The 20,912-nt window shown below is 46.5% G+C and carries 17 protein-coding genes; 8 read left to right on the top strand and 9 right to left on the bottom strand.

The window, feature by feature from the left end; genetic code table 11:
* Positions 1-183: 183 nt before the first annotated feature.
* The 4 genes from IAQ59_RS12395 to IAQ59_RS12380 form a co-directional block, all read right to left on the bottom strand.
* Positions 184-2,343 carry an alpha-glucuronidase family glycosyl hydrolase gene (locus IAQ59_RS12395; RefSeq protein ID WP_245189576.1) on the bottom strand — a complete coding sequence of 720 codons (2,160 nt, stop codon included), beginning with the start codon at positions 2,341-2,343 and terminating at the stop codon, positions 184-186.
* Positions 2,344-2,440: 97 nt separating this feature from the next.
* Positions 2,441-3,037 carry an NUDIX domain-containing protein gene (locus IAQ59_RS12390; RefSeq protein WP_209331135.1) on the bottom strand — a complete coding sequence of 199 codons (597 nt, stop codon included), beginning with the start codon at positions 3,035-3,037 and terminating at the stop codon, positions 2,441-2,443.
* A 58-nt stretch (positions 3,038-3,095) separates the two neighbouring features.
* Entirely contained in the window at positions 3,096-4,670 is a 1,575-nt protein-coding gene (locus IAQ59_RS12385; RefSeq protein ID WP_209331134.1) for a serine hydrolase domain-containing protein, read from the bottom strand.
* Between the two features lie 50 nt (positions 4,671-4,720).
* Positions 4,721-5,305 carry a phosphonate degradation HD-domain oxygenase gene (locus IAQ59_RS12380; protein ID WP_209331133.1) on the bottom strand — a complete coding sequence of 195 codons (585 nt, stop codon included), beginning with the start codon at positions 5,303-5,305 and terminating at the stop codon, positions 4,721-4,723.
* 303 nt (positions 5,306-5,608) lie between these two features.
* Between IAQ59_RS12380 and IAQ59_RS12375 the strand changes: the two genes are divergently transcribed.
* Positions 5,609-6,937 (top strand): DUF5690 family protein, encoded by a 1,329-nt coding sequence (locus IAQ59_RS12375; RefSeq protein ID WP_209331132.1) that lies wholly within the window; start codon positions 5,609-5,611, stop codon positions 6,935-6,937.
* A gap of 294 nt (positions 6,938-7,231) precedes the next feature.
* Here IAQ59_RS12375 and IAQ59_RS12370 read toward each other — a convergent pair whose 3' ends face one another.
* Entirely contained in the window at positions 7,232-8,332 is a 1,101-nt protein-coding gene (locus IAQ59_RS12370) for a lysylphosphatidylglycerol synthase transmembrane domain-containing protein (protein ID WP_209331131.1), read from the bottom strand.
* Between the two features lie 7 nt (positions 8,333-8,339).
* Positions 8,340-9,086 (bottom strand): segregation and condensation protein A, encoded by a 747-nt coding sequence (locus IAQ59_RS12365; protein ID WP_209331130.1) that lies wholly within the window; start codon positions 9,084-9,086, stop codon positions 8,340-8,342.
* A gap of 187 nt (positions 9,087-9,273) precedes the next feature.
* Between IAQ59_RS12365 and dxs the strand changes: the two genes are divergently transcribed.
* From dxs to IAQ59_RS12345, 4 genes are all read left to right on the top strand, one after another.
* Positions 9,274-11,190, top strand: a complete 1,917-nt coding sequence (gene dxs, locus IAQ59_RS12360; protein ID WP_209331129.1) for a 1-deoxy-D-xylulose-5-phosphate synthase — start codon at positions 9,274-9,276, stop codon at positions 11,188-11,190.
* A 132-nt stretch (positions 11,191-11,322) separates the two neighbouring features.
* The gene (locus IAQ59_RS12355) at positions 11,323-12,483 is read left to right on the top strand and encodes a glycoside hydrolase family 5 protein (protein WP_209331128.1); all 1,161 of its coding nucleotides are present in this window, start codon (positions 11,323-11,325) and stop codon (positions 12,481-12,483) included.
* A complete protein-coding gene (locus IAQ59_RS12350) occupies positions 12,476-13,261 on the top strand; it encodes an alpha/beta fold hydrolase (protein WP_209331127.1) in 786 nt (261 codons plus the stop codon). The genes IAQ59_RS12355 and IAQ59_RS12350 overlap by 8 nt, the downstream gene beginning before the upstream one ends.
* A 162-nt stretch (positions 13,262-13,423) precedes the next feature.
* A complete protein-coding gene (locus IAQ59_RS12345; RefSeq protein ID WP_209331126.1) occupies positions 13,424-14,296 on the top strand; it encodes a mechanosensitive ion channel family protein in 873 nt (290 codons plus the stop codon).
* A gap of 262 nt (positions 14,297-14,558) precedes the next feature.
* Here IAQ59_RS12345 and IAQ59_RS12340 read toward each other — a convergent pair whose 3' ends face one another.
* The gene (locus IAQ59_RS12340) at positions 14,559-15,344 is read right to left on the bottom strand and encodes a hypothetical protein (protein WP_209331125.1); all 786 of its coding nucleotides are present in this window, start codon (positions 15,342-15,344) and stop codon (positions 14,559-14,561) included.
* 486 nt (positions 15,345-15,830) lie between these two features.
* Positions 15,831-16,289, bottom strand: coding sequence for a hypothetical protein (locus tag IAQ59_RS12335; protein WP_209331124.1), 459 nt, complete (start codon positions 16,287-16,289; stop codon positions 15,831-15,833).
* A 558-nt stretch (positions 16,290-16,847) separates the two neighbouring features.
* On the opposite strand from IAQ59_RS12335, the gene IAQ59_RS12330 reads away from it, so the two are divergent.
* From IAQ59_RS12330 to purE, 3 genes are all read left to right on the top strand, one after another.
* The gene (locus tag IAQ59_RS12330) at positions 16,848-18,611 is read left to right on the top strand and encodes a MutS-related protein (protein WP_209331123.1); all 1,764 of its coding nucleotides are present in this window, start codon (positions 16,848-16,850) and stop codon (positions 18,609-18,611) included.
* A gap of 95 nt (positions 18,612-18,706) precedes the next feature.
* Complete coding sequence (locus IAQ59_RS12325; protein ID WP_209331122.1) at positions 18,707-19,849, top strand: 5-(carboxyamino)imidazole ribonucleotide synthase; 1,143 nt, start codon at positions 18,707-18,709, stop codon at positions 19,847-19,849.
* Between the two features lies 1 nt (position 19,850).
* On the top strand, positions 19,851-20,357 hold the full coding sequence (gene purE, locus IAQ59_RS12320) for a 5-(carboxyamino)imidazole ribonucleotide mutase (RefSeq protein ID WP_209331121.1): 507 nt from the start codon (positions 19,851-19,853) through the stop codon (positions 20,355-20,357).
* A 162-nt stretch (positions 20,358-20,519) separates the two neighbouring features.
* Here purE and IAQ59_RS12315 read toward each other — a convergent pair whose 3' ends face one another.
* Complete coding sequence (locus tag IAQ59_RS12315; protein WP_209331120.1) at positions 20,520-20,873, bottom strand: DUF3127 domain-containing protein; 354 nt, start codon at positions 20,871-20,873, stop codon at positions 20,520-20,522.
* Between the last annotated feature and the right edge of the window lie 39 nt (positions 20,874-20,912).

Raw genomic sequence — 20,912 nt, 5'->3', positions numbered from 1 at the left:
CGGTTAAAGGGATTGCTTCGACTTGAGAATATTCGCCGGCCTATTGAAAGATTCCGATTGCCTCGTACCCGAATTAAAGCGGTTTATTATTAAAAGCCGAAAGTGCCAAATGGCCATTTGCAATGGCCTGACACGGCCCATAATTGGACAGGTTCTAAACGATTAGAGTTGGTTTGATCGATTTCAAATGCCCGGCACAAAAAACCGTCTAAAATCTTGGTAATACGCTAAATCATGCTTCGGTTTTTCAACGCCTAGGGGCAGCGGCTGCCGAGAAAACTGCTGGAAGTACAATAGACAGGCATCCCTCCACCATTCGGCTTCTGAGACTTGAATAGCCAAGAACGACCGCATATGCTCAAATCGCTCCTCATCGATATGGCCCTCTTGCGCTAACCAAGTCTGCTCCATCCATCGGGCTCCTTCCACCCCACGCTGATACCTAATCGCCATTTCCTCCCAAAGGGTATTTCCTGTAGCCAGCTCTTTGTCCCAGGCGACTCGGTGAAACCACAGTAGGTAATCCAAAGAGATGGTGTCCAGATTCCGCCATTGTTCTCTTACCTCAGGCGCATATTGCTCCAGCGCATTACTACCGGCCTCCGTCCGATCAAAGCCTATGCCATCTTCGGATGCACGGTGGTAATAAGTGGCCGTCCAATCATCCCTCCTTCCACCAGTCACCCAAGGCCCAGGCCCCCAATGGTGGCTTCGGGCCATAATATGGTGAAGACCAAGCGGCGTCATGTAATCTACCAATATACCATAAGACTTCATCATCACATCCATTACCGGTTCCACAAAGGACGGATTGTTCGTGAAGGTCATCTTCAACCAATCCTTCGCAATTTCTTGGATGTCAGCGTCGGGATTCCAAGCCAGCCGGCCGAAGCTATACCAATCTGCCTGGGCCATAGGATGCCCGGTCCAATTTCGATCTGTTCCAATATTAGCCACACCTGCTATGGCGGTATGATTATATCCATGTAGGGTGCCATCCAATACCCTGCTAACCGTGCTCCCAGCCCCGTTGGCATAGGTGTCTGCCTGTAGCACCTCTTTCCACATAGACGCTAGATTTACCCAATGGGTGTCCTGGCCCAAGTATTCCTTTGTGATCTGAAACTCCATCATCAAAGGCGTTTCTGGCATGGCGCCAAAAAGCGGATGGAAGGGCTCTCTGGGCTGAAAGTCCAAGGGGCCATTCTTTACCTGCACGATCACATTATCCTTGAATTTTCCGTCCAAGGGCTTGAATTCGTCGTATGCCTGCTTGGTGCGGTCTGTGGGCGTGTTTTCGCTGTATACAAAAGCCCTCCACATCACTAACCCTCCGTGCGGTTTAAGCGCCTCCGCCAGTAGATTCGCTCCGTCAGCCTGTGTTCGTCCGTAGTTATGGGGACCGGGCTGTCCCTCTGAATCGGCTTTAACCAGAAAACCGCCAAAGTCAGGGATGTATTGGTAAATCTCGTCGGCTTTCCTCTTCCACCATTCCTGCACAGCTGGATCCAAGGGATCGGCTGTTTCCAACCCATCGAGCTGCATGGGAGCGTTGAAACGGGCCGTGAGAAACACCCTGATGCCGTAGGGCCTAAAGGCATCGGCAAGCGCCGCCGCCTTTTCCAAATAAACCGGCGTCAACACCAACGCATTCGCATTGACATTGGTGATGGAGGTGGCGTTTACACCGATGGAGGCGTTGGCACGGGCATAATCTATGTATTGTTGGTCTATGTGCTTGGGCAATCGATGCCAGTTCCAAATGCTGAATCCCGCATAGCCACGTTCCACCGTGCGGTTCAGGTTATCCCAGTGATTGAGCATGCGGGTCTGAATCTTCGGGTTTTCCGTCACATCCAGCGAGGCCAATGGCTGCCTGGTTTGCATTGCTTTCAGCAACCCAAAAGTACCATATAGCAGCCCGGTATCTGTCTGGGAAGTGACATACACTCGGCCATCCCGTACAAACAAGGCATAGCCGTCTTTGGTAAGTGAGGCGAGCTTGTTGGCCATGGCATCAGCAGCCGAGCTGGGCAGTGAGGCTGCCTTTCCAATCCAAATCTTGGGATCGGTGGATGCACCAACCGAGGAGAAGTCTTCTCCGGGAAAAAATCCTCTTCCGGCTATCTGTAGCTCCTTTCGGATCACGGCATCCGTAGCGGAATTGCCTGGCACCTTGATTTGGCTAAAAAATGCCCAGTAACTTTCCCGCTCCTTGGAATCCTCTATGGGTGCATATTGCAGCCATAGCTTGTAGCCTTCATTCGCAGACGCTTTAAAGGGAAGCTGGAAAACGAGAAATAGGCAAATCGCCCACAAGTAATTGCGATAGGAATTCATCATTGTATTTTGGTCTAAATAGGTTTGAAGAACCAAAATACACCATTTTACGCTCGCAACCAATTCAAAATACCCTATGTCTCACGGATATTCGGTAATTTCACCATCCAGGCACACCAGCACCTGCTAGCTTCAGCGCGTAATGCTGAAGCAGCAAAATGGTTTTGGCATCCTGAATTTCACCGGTGTAGACCATTTCCATGGCCTCCTTTATGGAGACTTCCAGCAGTTCGATGTCCTCCTGTTCCTCGTCGCGGCCTCCGCCATCCTCCACCTTCATTTTTTCGTCATAGGCGGCTACAAAAAAATGCATCTTTTCTGTAACCGCACCGGGAGAGGAAAAGGCTTCAAATACCTTCCTAACATTGGCGACCTGGTACCCTGTCTCTTCCATCGCCTCCCGTTTAATGGTTTCCTCCGGATTGCCCTCGTCGATCATACCGGCACACACCTCTATCAAGAATCCGCTTGGATGCCCACTTATAAACGCGGGAAGCCTGAATTGCTTGGTTAACACCACGGTTTGCCGCTTTTCATGATATAACAGCAGGGCGGCGCCGTTACCCCGATCAAAGGCCTCTCGGACCACCTCTTCGGTGATCCCATCGGTACGCCGATAGGCATAGGTTACCTTTTTCAGTGTATAGTAGTTGTCTGAAAGAATCTCTGTTTTCAGTATGCTCGCTCGGTCACTCATAATGTTAATTGGTCAAGTCCTCATCAAAAAACAACTGCCACTCACTCCCCAAAGGTCGTCAGGAATCAAGCAACGTCAAATTTACCTGCTGAATAAATCCTTCCTTCTGCGGATTCAGCGTGAAAAAAACTTCTACGTTGCCGTTGGTACATTCCAATACGAAGTATCCCCTTAACTGATTCAGTGCTGTGAGCTCTGATGTACGCAGGATGGGTCCGACCTGCTCCAATAGTTGGGTCGCATGGGCCTTTCTGCTGTCATATGAGCTGTCGAGAAAGAAATTATCCGCAAAAATACCCAGCTGATCCTCCGGCCAAGCGCCGGTGATGACGTCCAGCAATTCGGATTTCCGTTGCTCCAGCAGGGGTGATGGCTTCAATTTTCGAGGCTTTAGGTTCGCTAGGGCAATCAACGTATCCAATGCCTGTGCATTCAAGGCGCCGGGCGACCCGTAGGTCCGGTTACTAAACGAAACAATGCCGATACCATATTCCGGATACATACGCCATTCGCTACCGAAACCCGGCAGTCCTCCACTATGGGCGATCCTCACCCGCTCCCTGCAATCCTTCAGCCAACTCAACCCGTAGCCGTAGGCAGTTGCGGATGCACAGTCTGTTCCAAAGGGTGTCTTGGCATTAACCAGCAGGCTGTTAAACCGAACCGGTTGGTGCATTTCCCGGATGGTACTGCGTTTTACAGGTCCCGTCTCCGGATCGTTTCTAGGCGGCCAAGCATCTAGGTGAAAAGCCACATATTTGCTGAAATCATCAATCGAACTGATCAGCCCTCCCATGGCTCCATAGGCCCCATCGTGCAGGTAGGGTTCGGGTTCCCATGTGCCGCCTGTCCACCGATATCCCCAAGCCAGTATCTCATCCGGAATATCCGTGTATTCCCATTTGGTGTCATTCATCCCCAATGGAATCAGGATTTCTTCCGTAATATACTGCTGATAGGTTCTTCCACTTACCACGTGTATGACCTTTCCCAAAAGGGCATAGCCCAAATTACTGTACTCGTAGGTTATTCCAGGCACGTTGGAAAGCGATAGGCCCTGCCTCAGCACATCCAATAGCTGCTCGTCCGAGACGTCCAACTGCCGGTCCCCCCAAGGGTTGTCTTCTGGAAACCCGGCAGACATGGTCAACAAATGCTGTAAGGTGATCTCCGGCGCGTCGGTGGTAAGTCTACCGGCTTTTTCCATCTCCGGGAGGTAGTTGACTACCGGATCCATTAGATCCAGCTTCCCCTCGTCCCTCAATTTCAAAATCGCCAGGGCTGTAAAGCTTTTGCTCATAGAAGCGATGCGGTACAGCGTTTGGCTGCTGGCCTTCTCACTTGTTTCCAAGTTGGCCGTGCCCATGCTGGCGCTGTATTGCAACCGTCCTCCCGCAATGATGCCGAAACTCAACGAGGGATAGTGATTCTTCTCGGCGAAATCAAAAAACATCTGCTGTACCAGGGGATATGCGTCCGTCAATCGATGAAAGGAAGTACTGTCCTCAAAGGATGGAACCACATAGGCGGGGGTACTGGAAAACCTCCCAGACTCATCAACCGGTTCTGCCTGAGGGCTTTTGCAGGCAATGGCCATCAAACATCCGAAGCAAAAGAGTAGGGTCGATTTCATAAACTAAGTGTATTCATGCCCGGAGAAACTTACAGCTTTCGGACAGTTAGCTAATTGGAAGATAAGATGTTTCGGGCCATGGACTTATAGGCATCCAGGTCTGGTAAGGGTACCGACGTTTCCTTTGCTTTCTCGTCCCATTCCCTCATTTTAAGGATCAACGGATGGTCCGGGTCGGCCTCAAATGCCGCCGCCTCTTCTGCTGTCATGACGCCTCCTTGATAGCTAAGCGTTTGTTTACTTGCTTCGGAGAGCTTCTTGAAGTATTCGGGATACCTAAAGGTGAGGTAGCGCTTCGCCTCCACATGGCTTTCCACCAGCTTGGCCATTAATTCCGGAAAACCCAGATCTCTTAAAAAATCTGCGCCTATCTTTTCGTGATCCAGCACACCGAAGCCTCCCATTTCCTCCAGCTGTTCTTGCTGGGCAAAAAGGTGACCAATGTCGTGAAATAAGGCTGCCAACACAACGGTGTCATTGTACCCTTCTGCTTCAGCCAACTGCGCTGCCTGACACATGTGTTCCATTTGGGACACGGGCTCGCCGATATAGTCGGCATCGCCAAAGGATTCGTATAGTTTGAACGCTTCCTGAATCCGATCTTCGGTATTCAGGGAGGAATAATCTTTTCTCATATTCGGCGGGGACTATTAGATGGTGGTAAAACAAAATTGCATCTTCTGCGGCTAGAGCAAAAGATCCTCCTTATGGAGGGGTCAAATCTGCGAAGCAGAAAATCATCTGCTAAAAATAACAAATATTTTACTTTCGTGATCCGTGCAAGTCCGTTTGTTTATTTATTTTTAGCGCATCGAATGACCAACTGGGGGCTACTCGGAGATTGGCTTTCCCACAACCATCTCCTGCACACCCCAGGGGCATTGACTACTAAGCCAAATCCTGCCTTCTGAACCAAACCATAGGCCTGACCACTACACATGCTCCGAATTCCATCCGTTTCGAACAAGCTATCCTCCAGCGGGCCTTTCGCCATGAGCCTCTTCGCGGCCTGCATGGCATTTTTGACATACAGCAGCATGTATGCCTTTCGCAAACCCTTTGCCGCGGCCACTTTTGACGGGGAGAGCCTCTGGGGTATGGATCTGAAGGTTTGGCTGATCCTGGCCCAAACCCTCGGCTACATGGCGAGTAAATTTTATGGAATCAAGATGATCTCCGAACTAACCAAGGAACGACGTGCCATCCTTATTCTTGGGTTGATCGGTGTCTCCTGGTTGGCTTTGCTGGGCTTTGCTATACTACCGGCCCCACTGAATATTCTATGCTTTTTGCTCAACGGCTTTCCGCTGGGCTTAATTTGGGGGTTGGTATTTCACTACTTGGAAGGACGCAGGTTTACCGAGATGATGGGCAGTATCTTGGCGGTAAGTTTTGTTTTTTCTTCCGGATTTGTCAAAACGGTCGGTAAATTCCTGTTGGACACCGTGGAAGTAAACCCCTACTGGATGCCATTCTGGACAGGAGCCCTGTTTATGCCTCTGTTGGCTTTTGCGGTGCTCATGCTAAACCAAACGCCTGAACCCAGTGGAGACGATATTGCGCTCAAAACAGAGCGACTGCCCATGTCCAAAAAAGAGCGGCGGGCGTTTTTTCGCAATTTTCGCCCGGGCATCATCTTGTTGATTTTGGTGTACATGATGCTGACCGCACTGAGAGACATCAGAGATAATTTTGCGGTTGAGATATGGGAAGGGCTAAATATCGAGGTGAATCCCGAACTGCTCACCCAAACAGAGATCCCCATCACCTTGATACTATTGCTGATGATGAGCCTCCTGGTCTTGGTCAAGAACAATCAAAAAGCGCTGTTTCTGTACCATGGCATCATCATCGGTGGACTATTACTGTGCGTAGGAACCACGGTACTGGTACGTGGGGAATTAATCGCACCATTTTGGTGGGTAGTGGCTACCGGTACGGGAATTTACATGGCGTATATACCTTTCAACTGCCTGCTGTTTGACCGACTCTTGGCGGCTTTTAAATACGTGGGAAATGTGGGTTACCTGATGTACCTCATCGATAGCTTTGGGTATCTCGGTTCGGCCGGGATTATGGTGTTCAAGCAGTTTGGAAACGTGCAGGAGCTTAGCTGGTTGCAGTTCTATGGCGATAGTCTGTTGATTTTACTCAGTCTGGGCATCGTGTTTATGCTAATCAACGGGCTGTATTTCTATCGAAAACTGACCCACAGCGAGCGTTCGAACGTATCCACACCGATCACCCACCCAGTTTCTACCAACTAGCCTACTATGAAGAAAACAGCCATTATCGTAGGCGCAGGCATTGGTGGTTTGGCTATATGCAGAGCGCTTCACCAAGCCGGATTTGGACGAAAATAATTTGAACCACATAAGACACATGAGAGAATAGAAGAAAAAAACCAAATCTTATATGTCCTTATATCCCTTATATGGTTCCTTTTTTTTAAACCATATAAGCCATATAAGTGCATAGAAGGAAACCCGCAAATCTTTCATGTTCTAATACCCCTTATATCGTTCCCATTTTTTAACAACCATAAATCAGGCAGCCTCCGGTCAGATTTTCCGATCGGGATTTTTATTCGGGGACTTTTTCGTTTTACCTTCTTTCTTCTTGAAAAAAAACACCTGCCTGACCCAACGGGGCAGGAAGATGGCACCCATAATTAGGTAGGGATAATAGGAAAACATCCGCCAAAGAATACTCGTCACAAAGGTGTAACCGGTCAGGAACTCTTTGAAAAACTGGGAAAAGAAAAACTCTGCGGTTCCACTGCTGCCCGGCGTAGGGGAAATCATCATCACGATCCACATGATAATCTGACGTGCAAAAACGATGATATGCTCAAAGGCGTCCAAGTGTTCATACGCGGATATCAGCGCATTCAGCATCAAATACCTAGAAGACCAAATGAATAAAGTAGAAAAGATAATGATGAGCCAATACTTTAAGTTTTTACCCTTTAATTCTTTGGAAGCTTCAATAATCTGATCTCCGTATTGGTGGGCGTTGTATTTCCATCTGCGGATCCACCTGATGGAGAAAAGCCTTAGCAGAATCCACTTGAATACCCTTGGTCGATAAAACAAGGCCAGGGCCATCAGCAGGGAGTATACGGCATAGAGTCCGTAACTAGCCCAAAACAAAAACTGAAGGCTATTGCCAAGGCGCATCTCCAAGACCCTGCTTTCTGGGAAAATGTGCCCCTGTGCAAAAAACAGGATGATCGGCGCACCGATCACAAAAAACAGGTTGTCCATGATGGCAGTAAGCATGGTAAATGCCAGTGCCTTGCCCAGCGGAATCCCCTCCTTATGGAGAATGAACACCGCAACTGCCGTACCTCCGACGATCGACGGGGTAACTGCTGAGGCAAATTCCCACAGAATGATGACGTAAATAGCTCGGGTCCAGGTCAGGTGCTTATCGGTGACCTCGCGTATTCGATAGACATATCCGGCATCCCGTAGGAAGATGAATAGCCCGGCTAACAGCAGAAATGGGATGGATGCGTCAAAAACACCCCGTAAATTTTGGGAATTGACATTAGGATCCAGGTAAAACATCAAGAATACGATCAGCAACCCGATGAATACTGGTACCCAGACTTTGTTTGGATTCAGCGTCTTAAAAATTTCCTTATTGTCTATTTTCATAGGGAATTTATGCGGGAATAGCTTCTAACTTTTTTACCCAAAAGTTATTAAACCCCTCACCAATCGTAATCGTGACCAAAGACAGTTGAAGCAGTTCCAAAATAGCTAAGAAGGTGTAGATGACAAATATTTTATCTGGTTTCATCTCGATAAACTCACTGAAAGGAATTCGAGGACGCTGCACGAGTTGATCTAAAACTAGATTCTTTTGCTGTTCGATCGTGTAGGGATACTGGATCACCGTGTGTTTGGTGTCGTCTGCCCTTGCGGAATACCGAAACATGAGCTTCTGGTAGACCTTTAGCAATTTGAAGAGATCCAGATCCTGCAACTCCGCGTCGACATCGTCCACCTTTGCCAGCTTTTTTAATTCTGGCAAGACGTTTCCACGGCTCCACTTGGAAAGCCGCTTTTCCTCTAACTCCGCCAATTCACCCACTACCGATTTGTACTTTTTGTACTCCAGCAAATGCCGAATTAGCTCTTCCCTCGGGTCTACTTCCTCGCCATCTTCGTTCAGTTCGGGTCGGGGCAATAACATCTTGGACTTGATCTTCATCAAGGTAGCCGCAAAGAGGATAAACTCACTGGCTACTTCGATTTCCATTTTTTCCAGTGCGTGGATATAATCGAGAAAATCCTGTGTAATTTTTGAAATGGGAATATCATAGATATCCAACTCATCCCGCTCTATAAAGAACAGCATCAGATCGAAAGGCCCCTCAAAAAGCGGTAATTTGATTTCAAAACTCACTGGATACTCTAATAAATTGCTAATTTTGTGCGTAGATTTAGAATCAAAGATATCATATATCTAGCTAAATATGCGTTCTTCTGATTAAATTACAGCATCGGCTTGGGATTTCATGTCTTTTGCCCTGAAACGAAAAACATTAACCGATGATAGAAGTTAATAATTTTTACTAAGAACTTTCGCTAGCATGCAAATTCAACCTGGAAAGCTACTCGCCCAAATAAAAACTCCCGATGACCTTAAGAAGTTCAGCAAGGATCAATTGGTTCAAATTTGTGATGAACTCCGGCAGTTTATTATCGATCAGGTTTCCGTATATGGCGGACATTTTGGTGCGGGACTGGGTGTAGTGGAATTGACCGTGGCTTTGCACTATGTGCTAAACACGCCGGACGATCAACTGATTTGGGATGTGGGTCACCAAGCGTACGGTCACAAAATTCTAACCGGGCGAAGGGACAGGTTTCACACAAACCGCCTTTATAACGGCCTGTCAGGATTCCCGAAGCGCAAAGAAAGTGAATATGACTCCTTCGGTGTGGGACATTCCAGCACGTCTATATCCGCCGCCCTTGGCATGGCCATGGCATCCAAATACAAAGGTGAAAGCCACCGCCAACATGTCGCTGTGATCGGAGACGGAGCGCTCACGGGAGGAATGGCATTTGAAGCGATGAACCATGCCGGAGTGTCTGATAGCAACCTGATCATCATTCTCAATGACAATTGCATGTCCATAGATCCCAATGTGGGTGCGCTCAAAGATTACCTTACAGACATTACGACTTCCCGTACCTATAATAAGGTGAAAGACGAAGTTTGGAATCTACTAGGAAAGGTCAGTAAATTTGGTTTTAGTGCCCAAGACGTGGTGTCGAAAGTGGAAGGAGCGGTGAAATCCGCTCTCTTAAAACAAAGTAACCTGTTTGAATCGCTAAATCTTAGGTATTTCGGCCCGGTAGACGGACACGATGTAAACCACCTTGTAGAAATCCTAAATGACTTGAAGCACATTCCCGGACCCAAAATTCTCCATTGCGTAACCGTGAAGGGAAAAGGATACGGACCAGCCGAAAAGGATCAAACCAAATGGCACGCCCCTGGCAAGTTTGATAAGATTACCGGTGTCATTGCAAAAAAAGTGCATACCACCCCGCAGCCTCCCAAATACCAAGATGTCTTTGGCCATACGCTGGTCGAACTGGCAAAGCTAGACGATAAAATCGTTGGGGTGACTCCCGCGATGCCATCCGGTTCCTCTATGAACCTGATGATGAATGCTTTTCCGGAAAGATCCTTTGATGTGGGCATCGCTGAACAGCATGCCGTGACCTTTTCCGCAGGATTGGCTACTCAGGGGCTTAAACCCTTCTGCAATATTTATAGTACCTTTATGCAACGTGCCTACGACCAGGTAATTCACGATGTATGTCTACAAGAATTACCGGTTATCTTCTGTTTAGATAGAGCAGGATTCGCCGGGGCAGATGGTCCTACCCACCACGGTGCCTACGACCTGGCTTTTTTCCGCTGCATACCTAACTTGGTGGTCAGCGCACCCATGAACGAACAGGATCTTCGAAACCTGATGTACTCAGCGACGCTGTACAACGGCCCCTATTCAATTCGCTATCCCAGAGGGCAGGGTGTCATGACGGATTGGAGAACACCGCTGGAGCAAATTCCCCTAGGACAGGGCAGATGCTTACAAGAGGGGGAAGATGTTGCCATTCTAACCATCGGACACATCGGAAATTACGTCTCCAGTGCCTCCGAAATCTTAGCAAAAGAGGGCATTACCCCCGCACACTATGACATGCGCTTTGTGAAACCGTTGGACGAAACGCTGCTGCACGAAATTTTCCGGAAATTCAGCAAGGTGGTGACGGTGGAAGATGGCTGCCTGCAAGGTGGTTTTGGTTCGGCGATATTGGAGTGGATGGCGGATCACGATTACCACAGCCAAGTAGTTCGGTTGGGTATTCCGGACAAGGTGATCGAACACGGCGAACAAGAACAATTGCACGAGGAATGCGGATTCGATGCCAAAGGGATAGCAGCTTCGGTCAAGAAGTTATTGGAGCCTGTTGCTTCCAGGCACTAGGAAAAGATCGCTAGGTACAACCTAATGCAGGGCTCTTTGAGGGTGTATTCCGCACTTTCATCGGGTTTAGCCGGTTATGGGTTTTTTTATTATTTTCGTTAGAACTTATGTTAAGCTAACCACTTTATCCTCATGAAATCGCAACCCAATAACCGTAGAGTTTTTTTCAAAAAAGCAGCCGTTGCCACCACGGCAATAGGACTTGGCCTAACGAGCAATTCCTTTGCACAGGCTGCCAGAAAGCCAAAAAACAAACTCCCCAGATGGCGCGGCTTTAATTTGTTGGACTTTTTTTCTCCTGAGATGGAGCGTGGTCGAAAAAACAAAGAAGAATACCTCAAATGGATGGCTGATTGGGGCTTTGATTTCGTCCGAATACCTATATCCTACCCCAGCTACCTACAGTTTGACCGATCTAGGCCCATTCGGCCCGATGAGGTGCTAAACTTTGACGAGGAGCGATTGGCTGAAATAGACCGATTGGTGGATTTGAGTCATAAATATGGCCTGCACGTCAGCTTAAACCTGCACCGGGCGCCTGGATTTTGCATCAATGCGGGATTTATAGAGCCCTTTAATCTCTGGGAGGACGAAGAAGCCTTAGAGGCGTTTTGCGCACACTGGGAAATGTGGTCCAAAAGGTACAAAAATATTTCTTCGAAGAAGTTGAGTTTTGATTTGGTAAACGAACCCTATAAACGGCAAAATCCAAATGACCAGCATTCACCGGGCGGGCCAGTCCCGGTAGATGAATATCGGAAAGTCGCAAAGGCCGCTTTGGCAACCATCAAGGGAGTCAACAAAAAGCGGTTGGTCATCGCAGACGGTAATGGCGGCGGCGGGATGGCCGTTCCGGAATTTGCCGATTTGGACCTTTCCCAAAGCTGCCGAGGCTACTTTCCTATGCACATATCACACCACAAAGCCTCTTGGGTATACAAAGACCCAGATGCGCTGATTGATCCGATTTGGCCCGGAGAGCATAATACCAGTTATTATGGACGGGAACAGTTGGAAAAACACTACGCCCCTTGGATCGAACTCCTTAAACAGGGTGTGGGCGTTCATTGCGGAGAATGTGGCTGTTACAACAAAACACCCCACAAGGTTTTTTTGGCTTGGTTTGGTGACGTGCTGGATATCCTGCATGAAAACGGCATTGGATTTGGAATATGGGAGTTCTCGGGTACTTTCGGGGTACTCAACTCAGGACGAACGGATATTACCTACGAAGATTGGTACGGGGAAAAGTTAGACCGCGCCATGTTGAACCTTCTCATGAAATATGCCTGATCTCGCTTATACAAAAAAAGGAAACGGTCCTGCGGTTGTTTTGCTTCATGGATTCTGTGAGTCGAAGGAAATGTGGGAATCCTTCCAATCTTCCTTATCAACCGCTTACACGGTGTATTGTCCTGACTTGCCTGGTTTTGGTGATTCGCCATTAGGCGGGACTGATGAATTTTCGTTGGAAGCGGTAGCAAGCCAACTAAGAGAATGGATGGAAAACGTCCCTATTACCGATCCGGTTTTGATCGGACATTCTCTGGGAGGCTATGTTTCCTTGGCGTTGGCGCAGCAGTTAGGCAATCGCCTGAAAGGTCTTTGTCTCTTTCACTCTACCGCCTTTCCCGACAATGAGGAAAAAAAGAAGACGCGTAATAAAACGGTAGTGTTTTTGGAAAAACATGGATCCAGGGTGTTTGTCGATTCCTTTCTACCACAATTGTTCCCTGAGGAAAAACAGGAAGAGCTTTCGGAAACGATAGCGAAACTAGTAGCAGAAGCCCGAAAAATCCCCGTGGAAGTGTTGATCGCCTATACGAAAGCGATGAGGGATAGATCTGATAACACCGAAGTGTTGAAAAATATTGCCGCTAAGAAGGGAATGATTGCAGGAGAATGGGACATTGCCGTGCCCTTGGAGAATAGTCGAAAACACAGCGATTGGGTAGACCATTACCTTGAATTAAAAGGAACTGGGCACATGGGAATGTTTGAAAAACCAAATGAAACACTCGTGTACTTGGAGCAATTTTTGGCAAAAACCATGGAGGATCAAGCTATTTAGCACCACGCGGCATATCGTCCATTCTCTCATATGCTACTCAAAATTGGATCCATTTGGGCAGGGGCGTCTTAGTGGCAGGCTGTTTGTTGTAAGAGAATAAAAATGAACTAGCTTCCTTCAGCGGGCGCAGTTTTAAATTGTTAAACCTTAATACACATATTTATGGAAGAAGTTTTAGACCTATCTACGATGGAAACGCTGATCAAAGAAGGCATCGCCTTTGCAAAAATCGCTATTCCAAAAGCCCTATTAGCGCTGCTTACCTACTTTATCGGTAAATATGTTATCCGGTTTGTCATTCGGGCAGTGAACAAATTGTTTGTCAAATATGAAATAGAGCCTTCTTTGGCGAGCTTTTTAGGTAGCTTCCTAAATGGTGTACTCTACGTATTGTTAATCTTGGCGGTATTGTCGACGGTAGGCGTTGAAGTCACTGCTTTCATCGCTGTCTTAGGTGCAGCAGGTTTGGCGGTTGGTTTGGCCTTACAGGGATCCTTGTCAAACTTTGCAGGAGGGGTTCTTATTCTGGTATTCAAACCTTTTAAAGTAGGCGATACCATTGAAGCCCAAAACACCCTTGGGTCAGTAGAGCGGATTGATATACTCTATACGACGATCCGTAACTTTGACAACAAAGTAGTCACGATCCCGAACGGGACACTAGCAAACAATAATATCACCAACTTTTCAGAAAAAGAAACTAGGCGAGTGGATATGGCTGTCGGCATTGCCTATGGATCAGATATCAAAAAGGTCCGGAAAATTATTTTGGATACCCTCGCCGAAGATGAGCGCATTCATTCAGATCCCGAACCTATCGTTGTTTTCACCAACTTTGGTGACAGTTCGTTGGATCTTACCATTCGATGTTGGACAGATACCCAAAACCTTTGGCCTGTCTATTGGGACAATATGGAGCGACTCAATGAGGTATTTATCGAACAAGGGATTGAAATTCCATTTCCACAGCGAGACGTTCATCATATCTTTCCAGAGGGCAAGCTGAAGGTGGAAACCCAACAGCGGGAGAAGTAACCTGTAAGAATTAGGAAAAAGTACCGGAGCCTCCACACTACCACGTTTAAGAGGCTCCGGATAAACCCTACTTAAAAAAATAACCAACTATCAAACTATCTTTCCAATACATCTTCACTTCCCTCCACTTCACAAGTCCGACTCCTACTCCGCCTCTGCCTACTGCCCTGCCAACTACACATCGCCACAACCTCCTGCACGATAGTTTTTACTAAAAATGATTCAAAAAGTAAGCTGTCTTTACCAATCACCAACCAACCGTCTAGTTACAATCTTTGAAGAAGTCTTTGACCATCTTTTCTTCATTCCCTCTAGAGACCAAGAGACTTCCGCTCGATGGGTCTGGCTTTCCATACACCATACAGTCTTCCTGAAAAACCATGGGCTTGACTACCTCAGCGATCAATCGACGCCCGTATCGGTCTTTCAATTCTGTCCTGCCGGTCAGATGGAATCTTAACTTCCCACTTACAGAAGCTACTTCCAGATTTCGCCTATGATGATAGTCGAGATCAACGGCTTCTTCTCCCGGCCAAGTGACCGTACCATTCTCCATATTGGCTTCGAACGTAAGTGTCTTGTTACTCACCTCAAAGCCCATATTGTTCAACATCCTATCTCCAGTGATTCGCACGCCATCTACGTAAAAATCAATTAACTCAATGTGCGAAAAACTGCCTTTGGCCCAAAAATTAAGGGGATGATACATCTTGAATACGCCCCTGAATTTAACGCCCCGATCGCTTTCACTGCCCTCTCCAAACTCAACGGTTACCGACCTTTCAGCGGTATTTCTGGAAAGGGTCACCTTATCTCCGTAGTGTTCCAGTGTAGGCTGAATCTTCCGTCCGTTTGCTACCTCTTGTTGTACCAATGAAAGTGCAATCAAGTCTACCTCTTCGAAGATCATCAAAACTTCCGTGCCTCTTTCGGCCGGAATCATATCCGGGGGACTGATCAAATCTCCTTCTGCTGTCTGACAGGACGCCATTAGCAGAAATGAGAAAAGTACAATTCCGGTACCGAAATATGTTAGGAAAGCTTTCATCACCTTACCCTTTGAAAGGCGTTTACCGTTTATTTTCATTATGAAATTAGCGGAGAAAAACCTAATTTCATAAAAAATAAGAAGGTATTTTGTTCTAAAAATTAACAAAACATATAAGTGTTTTCGAAATACAAAAAATTATATTCGGAATTTTTAAATAGCTTATTTTATGTCGTTCCTACCAAATAAAATGTCTGTTATTTTTATTTATAATGTCAAACAGGAGGCATACTTCAAAAATGGGCATAAATAACAAAATGATTTCTTGCTATCGTACTGTTTTGAAATGAAGAAATCGAGCCTGCATATCGAACAAGCCTCTTGATAAACTAGGACAAGTTGTGCCCGGTAAGAAACAATTTTGAAAACATGAGAATTAATGGATGGCTGCAATCCCTGTGAGGGCAATAATAAATGGATTAAGCAGACAGTATGAAAGTAACCTGACTACACCTTGTTACTAGCAGATTCCTAAACCTATTTACCTTATTCATATCCGATTATTTTTGCCTCTTTTAGGATAAAGCATAGCTCGTTTACATCCGACTCATTCAGTATTAGCGTGCCCTTTACCGTAATTATTTGATCCATCTTCAATCTCTTTGAAGATTTTTCTTTTAAATACACCACAGCAACACTTTCTGGACCAGATTGACCGCAAAAAAAGCATTCTGCCATAGGAAATTTGGAAAGGATAAGTGCTTCGGTTGGACCTACCTCCAGCGGTATATAAAAACCTGATAGCACCAGTTCTTTGCCTTCCAAATCCCTAAGCGACTGCTGAAAGGTCGGATACAAATAGTATAAGTTGTGCTCTCTATTTAGTTTTTCTACAAAACGCGTCTGTCCAAAAACGCCCCAAAGGTTAGCGGTGTTGGGAGATTGGCCCAAAACGGACAATGCTCCCCAAAAAAGGAGCATAAACAATATTACCTTTTTATGCATAATCAAGAGGATAACAGTACGACTCGGTAAGCGACACAAAGATAGCTAAAGGTTTATTTAATGCAACATTGTTGCATTAAATAAACCGCACTAAATTGAACCTTCCAACAGCGGGTAGCCTTTATGAAATCACCATGCAGGTGAATGATTAAAAACGATAAAACCAGTTTTCCAAGAAATATGGTTTCCCTTTTATCTACTCGGGACCCATTTAATGTAGGCAGGGAGGAGAAATACGTTATGGATACCAAAAAGCAACAACAGATGAATGAATATCGTTACCTTGCGATTCCTTTCTGATGCATTTAATGCCTTTTGAATACGTTTCGGAAAAGGAGTCGATGCCATTCTTTGGTAGATGTATTGGGTTTGCAGGGAATACTGGGTATCATCTCCAGTCTGTATTGGGGGGGGCATACAGATAAACCGGCGCAGCTTGTGCCGCTAAAAAATCAATCATAAACACATGAAATCGAGCACGACGCAAGCGACACACGGAGGGACGATTGAAATTCGTGCGAGATTCCATCTGACCGCTAAAGAACAAATTATAAACAGATGAAAATAGACTTTAGCCTTTTTGACCCGGGAAGTCAACTTACACGTTGCCGAAAAACGCTTTTCCTTCTTAGTATTTTGCGTGTGTTCGTGTTTTTGGGCTTGGTAGCAACCTTGGTCGTAGGGATTACCGATAGATCCACCATTTTGATGCTATCTGTACCGTTGAGTTTCATCTTTATCTTTTTGATAAAAAAGCACAACCAAGAAAAGGACAAGGAGCTATTCCTACAGGCATTGAGCCAAATGCAGGGAGAATCGGAATTACGGGCAAAGCGGGATCTGCGCTCCTTTTACCGCGGTGAGGAATTTTTGGAAAAAGACCACCCATTTGCAGCAGATTTAGATATTTTTGGCCCCCATTCGCTATTTCAGCTACTTAACCACACGGTTTCCAAGGGGGGGAAAAACCTGCTGGCAACTTGGTTAAAAGCCCCTACGAATCCGCAAACTGCTACCTACCGCCATGGTGCCGTGGCTGAGTTAAGCCGCCTTCCGGAATTTCTTACCAAATTTGAAGGACTTGGCAGGGCGTTTCTCTCCCAAGAAAAACCAAAGACGGGCCTTTTCAAATGGCTATCCCATCCAAACTATTGGAAAAACCTGTACTGGCTACCTGCTATTTTAGGGCCGTTGTTAGGATCCACCTTGCTTATAGCCGTATTATGGTTCAATCTTCCCTTCGCCTACCTAGGCATGTTCATCTTAGCAGGGATTTTAATGCTGGGATTGATTTTTAAACCATTGATGCTTTCCATGAAGGTCATACCAAGCGAAAGCGACCTCAAAACCTATCAGTCATGGGCCTACCTACTGGAAGAAGCTTCCTTTTCGCATCCTTACCTGAAGGAGTTGCAAGCACCCATTTCGGATACCCAAGTTAAAGCTTCTCAAGCGTTGGAATCTCTGGAGAAGCAAAGCTTCATCGTACAAAACCGCTCCAACTTACTGTATTTGATATTTAACCTCTTATTTTGGGTAGACTTTTGGGTCCTTTACCGGTTAGAAAACTGGAAAAACACCTATGGAAATCACGTTAAACGTTGGGAGGAGGCATTCTGCGAATGGGAAGCCTTGATTTCTCTTGCCGCGTTCACTGCATCAGAAGGCAACGCTGCAAGCATCCAATGGATCGAATCCGAAACCTTGGAAGTAAGAAATATACGCCACCCACTAATTCGTCCCAGTGCGTGTATAGGAAATGATTTTGCGCTCTCTGACGGGCAACAAATCGTGTTACTGACCGGCTCCAATATGTCCGGGAAAACCACCTTCATGCGTACCTTAGGGATCAACTTGGTGATGGCCAACATCGGGCTCAACCCCCTTGCAGATGTGTTCATTTGTGGGCCCTTTCAGCTTTATACGAGCATGCGAAATTCGGATAATCTGGGTGAAAGTGTCAGTTCTTTTTATGCAGAACTCCGCCGCATACAAGGACTCCTGCGAGAGACAGCCAAAGAGCAGCCTGTTTTCTTCTTATTGGACGAAATCCTCAAGGGTACCAATACCGATGACCGGGTTACGGGAAGTCGGGCGTTGATCAAACAGCTGTTAAAAACCTCCTCAAAGGGCGTAATCTCCACACATGATATGGAGTTGACCCTGCTTGAAAACGAGCTAAAAGGCATCATGAACAGGAGTTTTCACCACACCATAGAGCAGGAAGAGATTCGGTTTGACTATAAAATAAAATCTGGAAGCTGTCCGAATTTCAATGCCCACAAACTGATGGAACTCATGGGGATAACATTCGATCAGTAGGAGATAAGCTCGAAATAGCTGAGAGGAGACCGAATTCGGGTGGTCATTTCCATTTATATACTTATTTTTGTGGCATTTGGAAGAATAATCAGCGCATGGTACAGGAAAATTACCAACAAAAGACCTTGGGGATATTGGGGGGAGGTCAACTCGGCCGGATGGTCATCCAATCGGCCATCAATTATAACCTCACGATCCACATCTTGGATCCAGACGCAAATGCGCCTTGCAGACATATTTGCCAGCAATTTACCCAAGGCAACCTGAAAGACTTTGATGCGGTATACGAATTCGGAAAAAACTGCGACGTGATCACCATCGAGATTGAGCACGTAAACACCGAAGCGCTCAAACGATTGGAATCAGAAGGAAAAAAGGTATTTCCTCAGCCCCACATCATAGAACTCATTCAAGATAAGCGCAGCCAGAAGCAGTTTTATAAGCAAAAAAACCTTCCCACCGCAGACTTTGTACTAGTAGCGGATAAGGAAGACATTCACAAGCAGTCACATTTTCTGCCTGCCGTAAACAAATTAGGCAAAGAGGGGTATGACGGCAGGGGCGTACAACTGCTAAAGTCCGCGGAGGATCTGGAAAAAGCTTTTGATGCGCCCGGTCTGCTGGAAAAGTACGTGGACTTTGAAAAGGAACTGGCTGTAATTGTAGCCAGAAACGAGGCAGGCGCGATAAGTACATTTCCCCCGGTCGAGTGTGCCTTTCACCCCGAGCAAAATCTGGTCGAGTTCCTCTTTTCTCCAGCAGATATTTCTGTGAAGATTGCCACTGAAGCGGAGCAACTTGCTATCGCAACCATACAGAATTTGGGCATGGTGGGAATTCTTGCGGTGGAAATGTTTGTCACCAAGACGGGGGAATTGCTAATCAATGAAATAGCCCCGAGACCACACAACAGCGGGCATCATACCATCGAAGCAAACTTTACTTCGCAATTTGAGCAGCACCTACGTTCCGTACTCAATATGCCGCTAGGGAATACGGAAGCCCGTTGCCCTGCCGCCATGGTAAACTTACTCGGAGAAGCAGGGTTTACCGGAGACGCGATCGTAGAAGGCATGGATGCTGTATTAGCCGAAAAAGGAGTTTTTATGCACCTTTATGGTAAAAAAACAACCAAGCCATTTCGAAAAATGGGCCATTTGACCATCTTGGAAGAGAACAGATCCTTGTTAAAAGAAAAAGCACTCCGCTTAAAAGAAACCGTTAAAATCAAAGCCTGATATGAGCGTAGACGTAGGTATTATCATGGGAAGCAAATCAGACCTACCCATCATGGCAGAAGCAGCCAAGGTACTGGAAGAACTGGGAGTAAGCTATGAACTTACGGTGGTTTCGGCACATCGAACACCTATTCGGATGATAGAATACGCCAAGACGGCCAAGGAGCGTGGGCTAAAAACCATCGTGGCAGGCGCAGGCGGTGCAGCGCACCTACCAGGCATGGTTGCCTCGCTGACTACGCTGCCCGTCATCGGAGTGCCTGTGAAATCTTCCAACTCCATAGACGGCTGGGACAGCATCCTGTCCATTCTTCAAATGCCCGCAGGAATACCTGTCGCCACGGTGGCCCTGAACGGCGGCAGAAATGCCGGGATTTTGGCAGCCTCTATCGTCGGTGCCTATGACGCCACTGTCTCTGAAAATCTGGAACATTTTAAGCATAACCTGAAAGCTAAAGTAGAAGAAAGCGCACGCGAAATCGAGGAAAAAGGCTGGAAGGAAATATAAGCCTGTTTAAATATACACCAACTCCTATTGCTTACTTAGGGAATCAAATACGAGTATGGCCTAAGGGAACACCTCCATAAAAAGTGATTTTGAAAAGATGGATAAACCTTCCCCATTCCGCTGCCAAGTGAAATGGGAAAGGTGAGCAAGTATACTTTTAAACTAAAAGGGTAAAATATCGTCTCCACTTTCATCGTGAAAGCTAGTCACGTCAGGCTGGGATGCACTCGCCGATTCCTTTGTGGAAGGGCCACCATTCTTGGTCGCTTTCCAAACTTTTACATCTGTATACCATTTGCTGTTATACTCCCTACTTTCGAGTTCTACACCCAGGCTTACCTGATCGCCAACCTGCATGCCGAACTGATCGATTTTATCTCCCCATACTGCTACACAGACTTTCTTGGGATAGTTACCCCCTGTTTCTATGATATACTCCCTCTTCCTCCAGACACCATTGCGCCCATTTCCTGATTGCTCATCCAATGCCTGTATAACTTTTCCGTTAACTTCCATGTTTGTTTTATGTTATGATGAAAGAACGAAGGTAACCAA

The sequence above is a fragment of the Lunatimonas salinarum genome (genome assembly GCF_017811155.1).
GTDB classification, from domain to species: domain Bacteria; phylum Bacteroidota; class Bacteroidia; order Cytophagales; family Cyclobacteriaceae; genus Lunatimonas; species Lunatimonas salinarum.
Note: the sequence above shows the minus strand (reverse complement) of the source record. Positions and strands in the feature narration are given on the sequence as shown.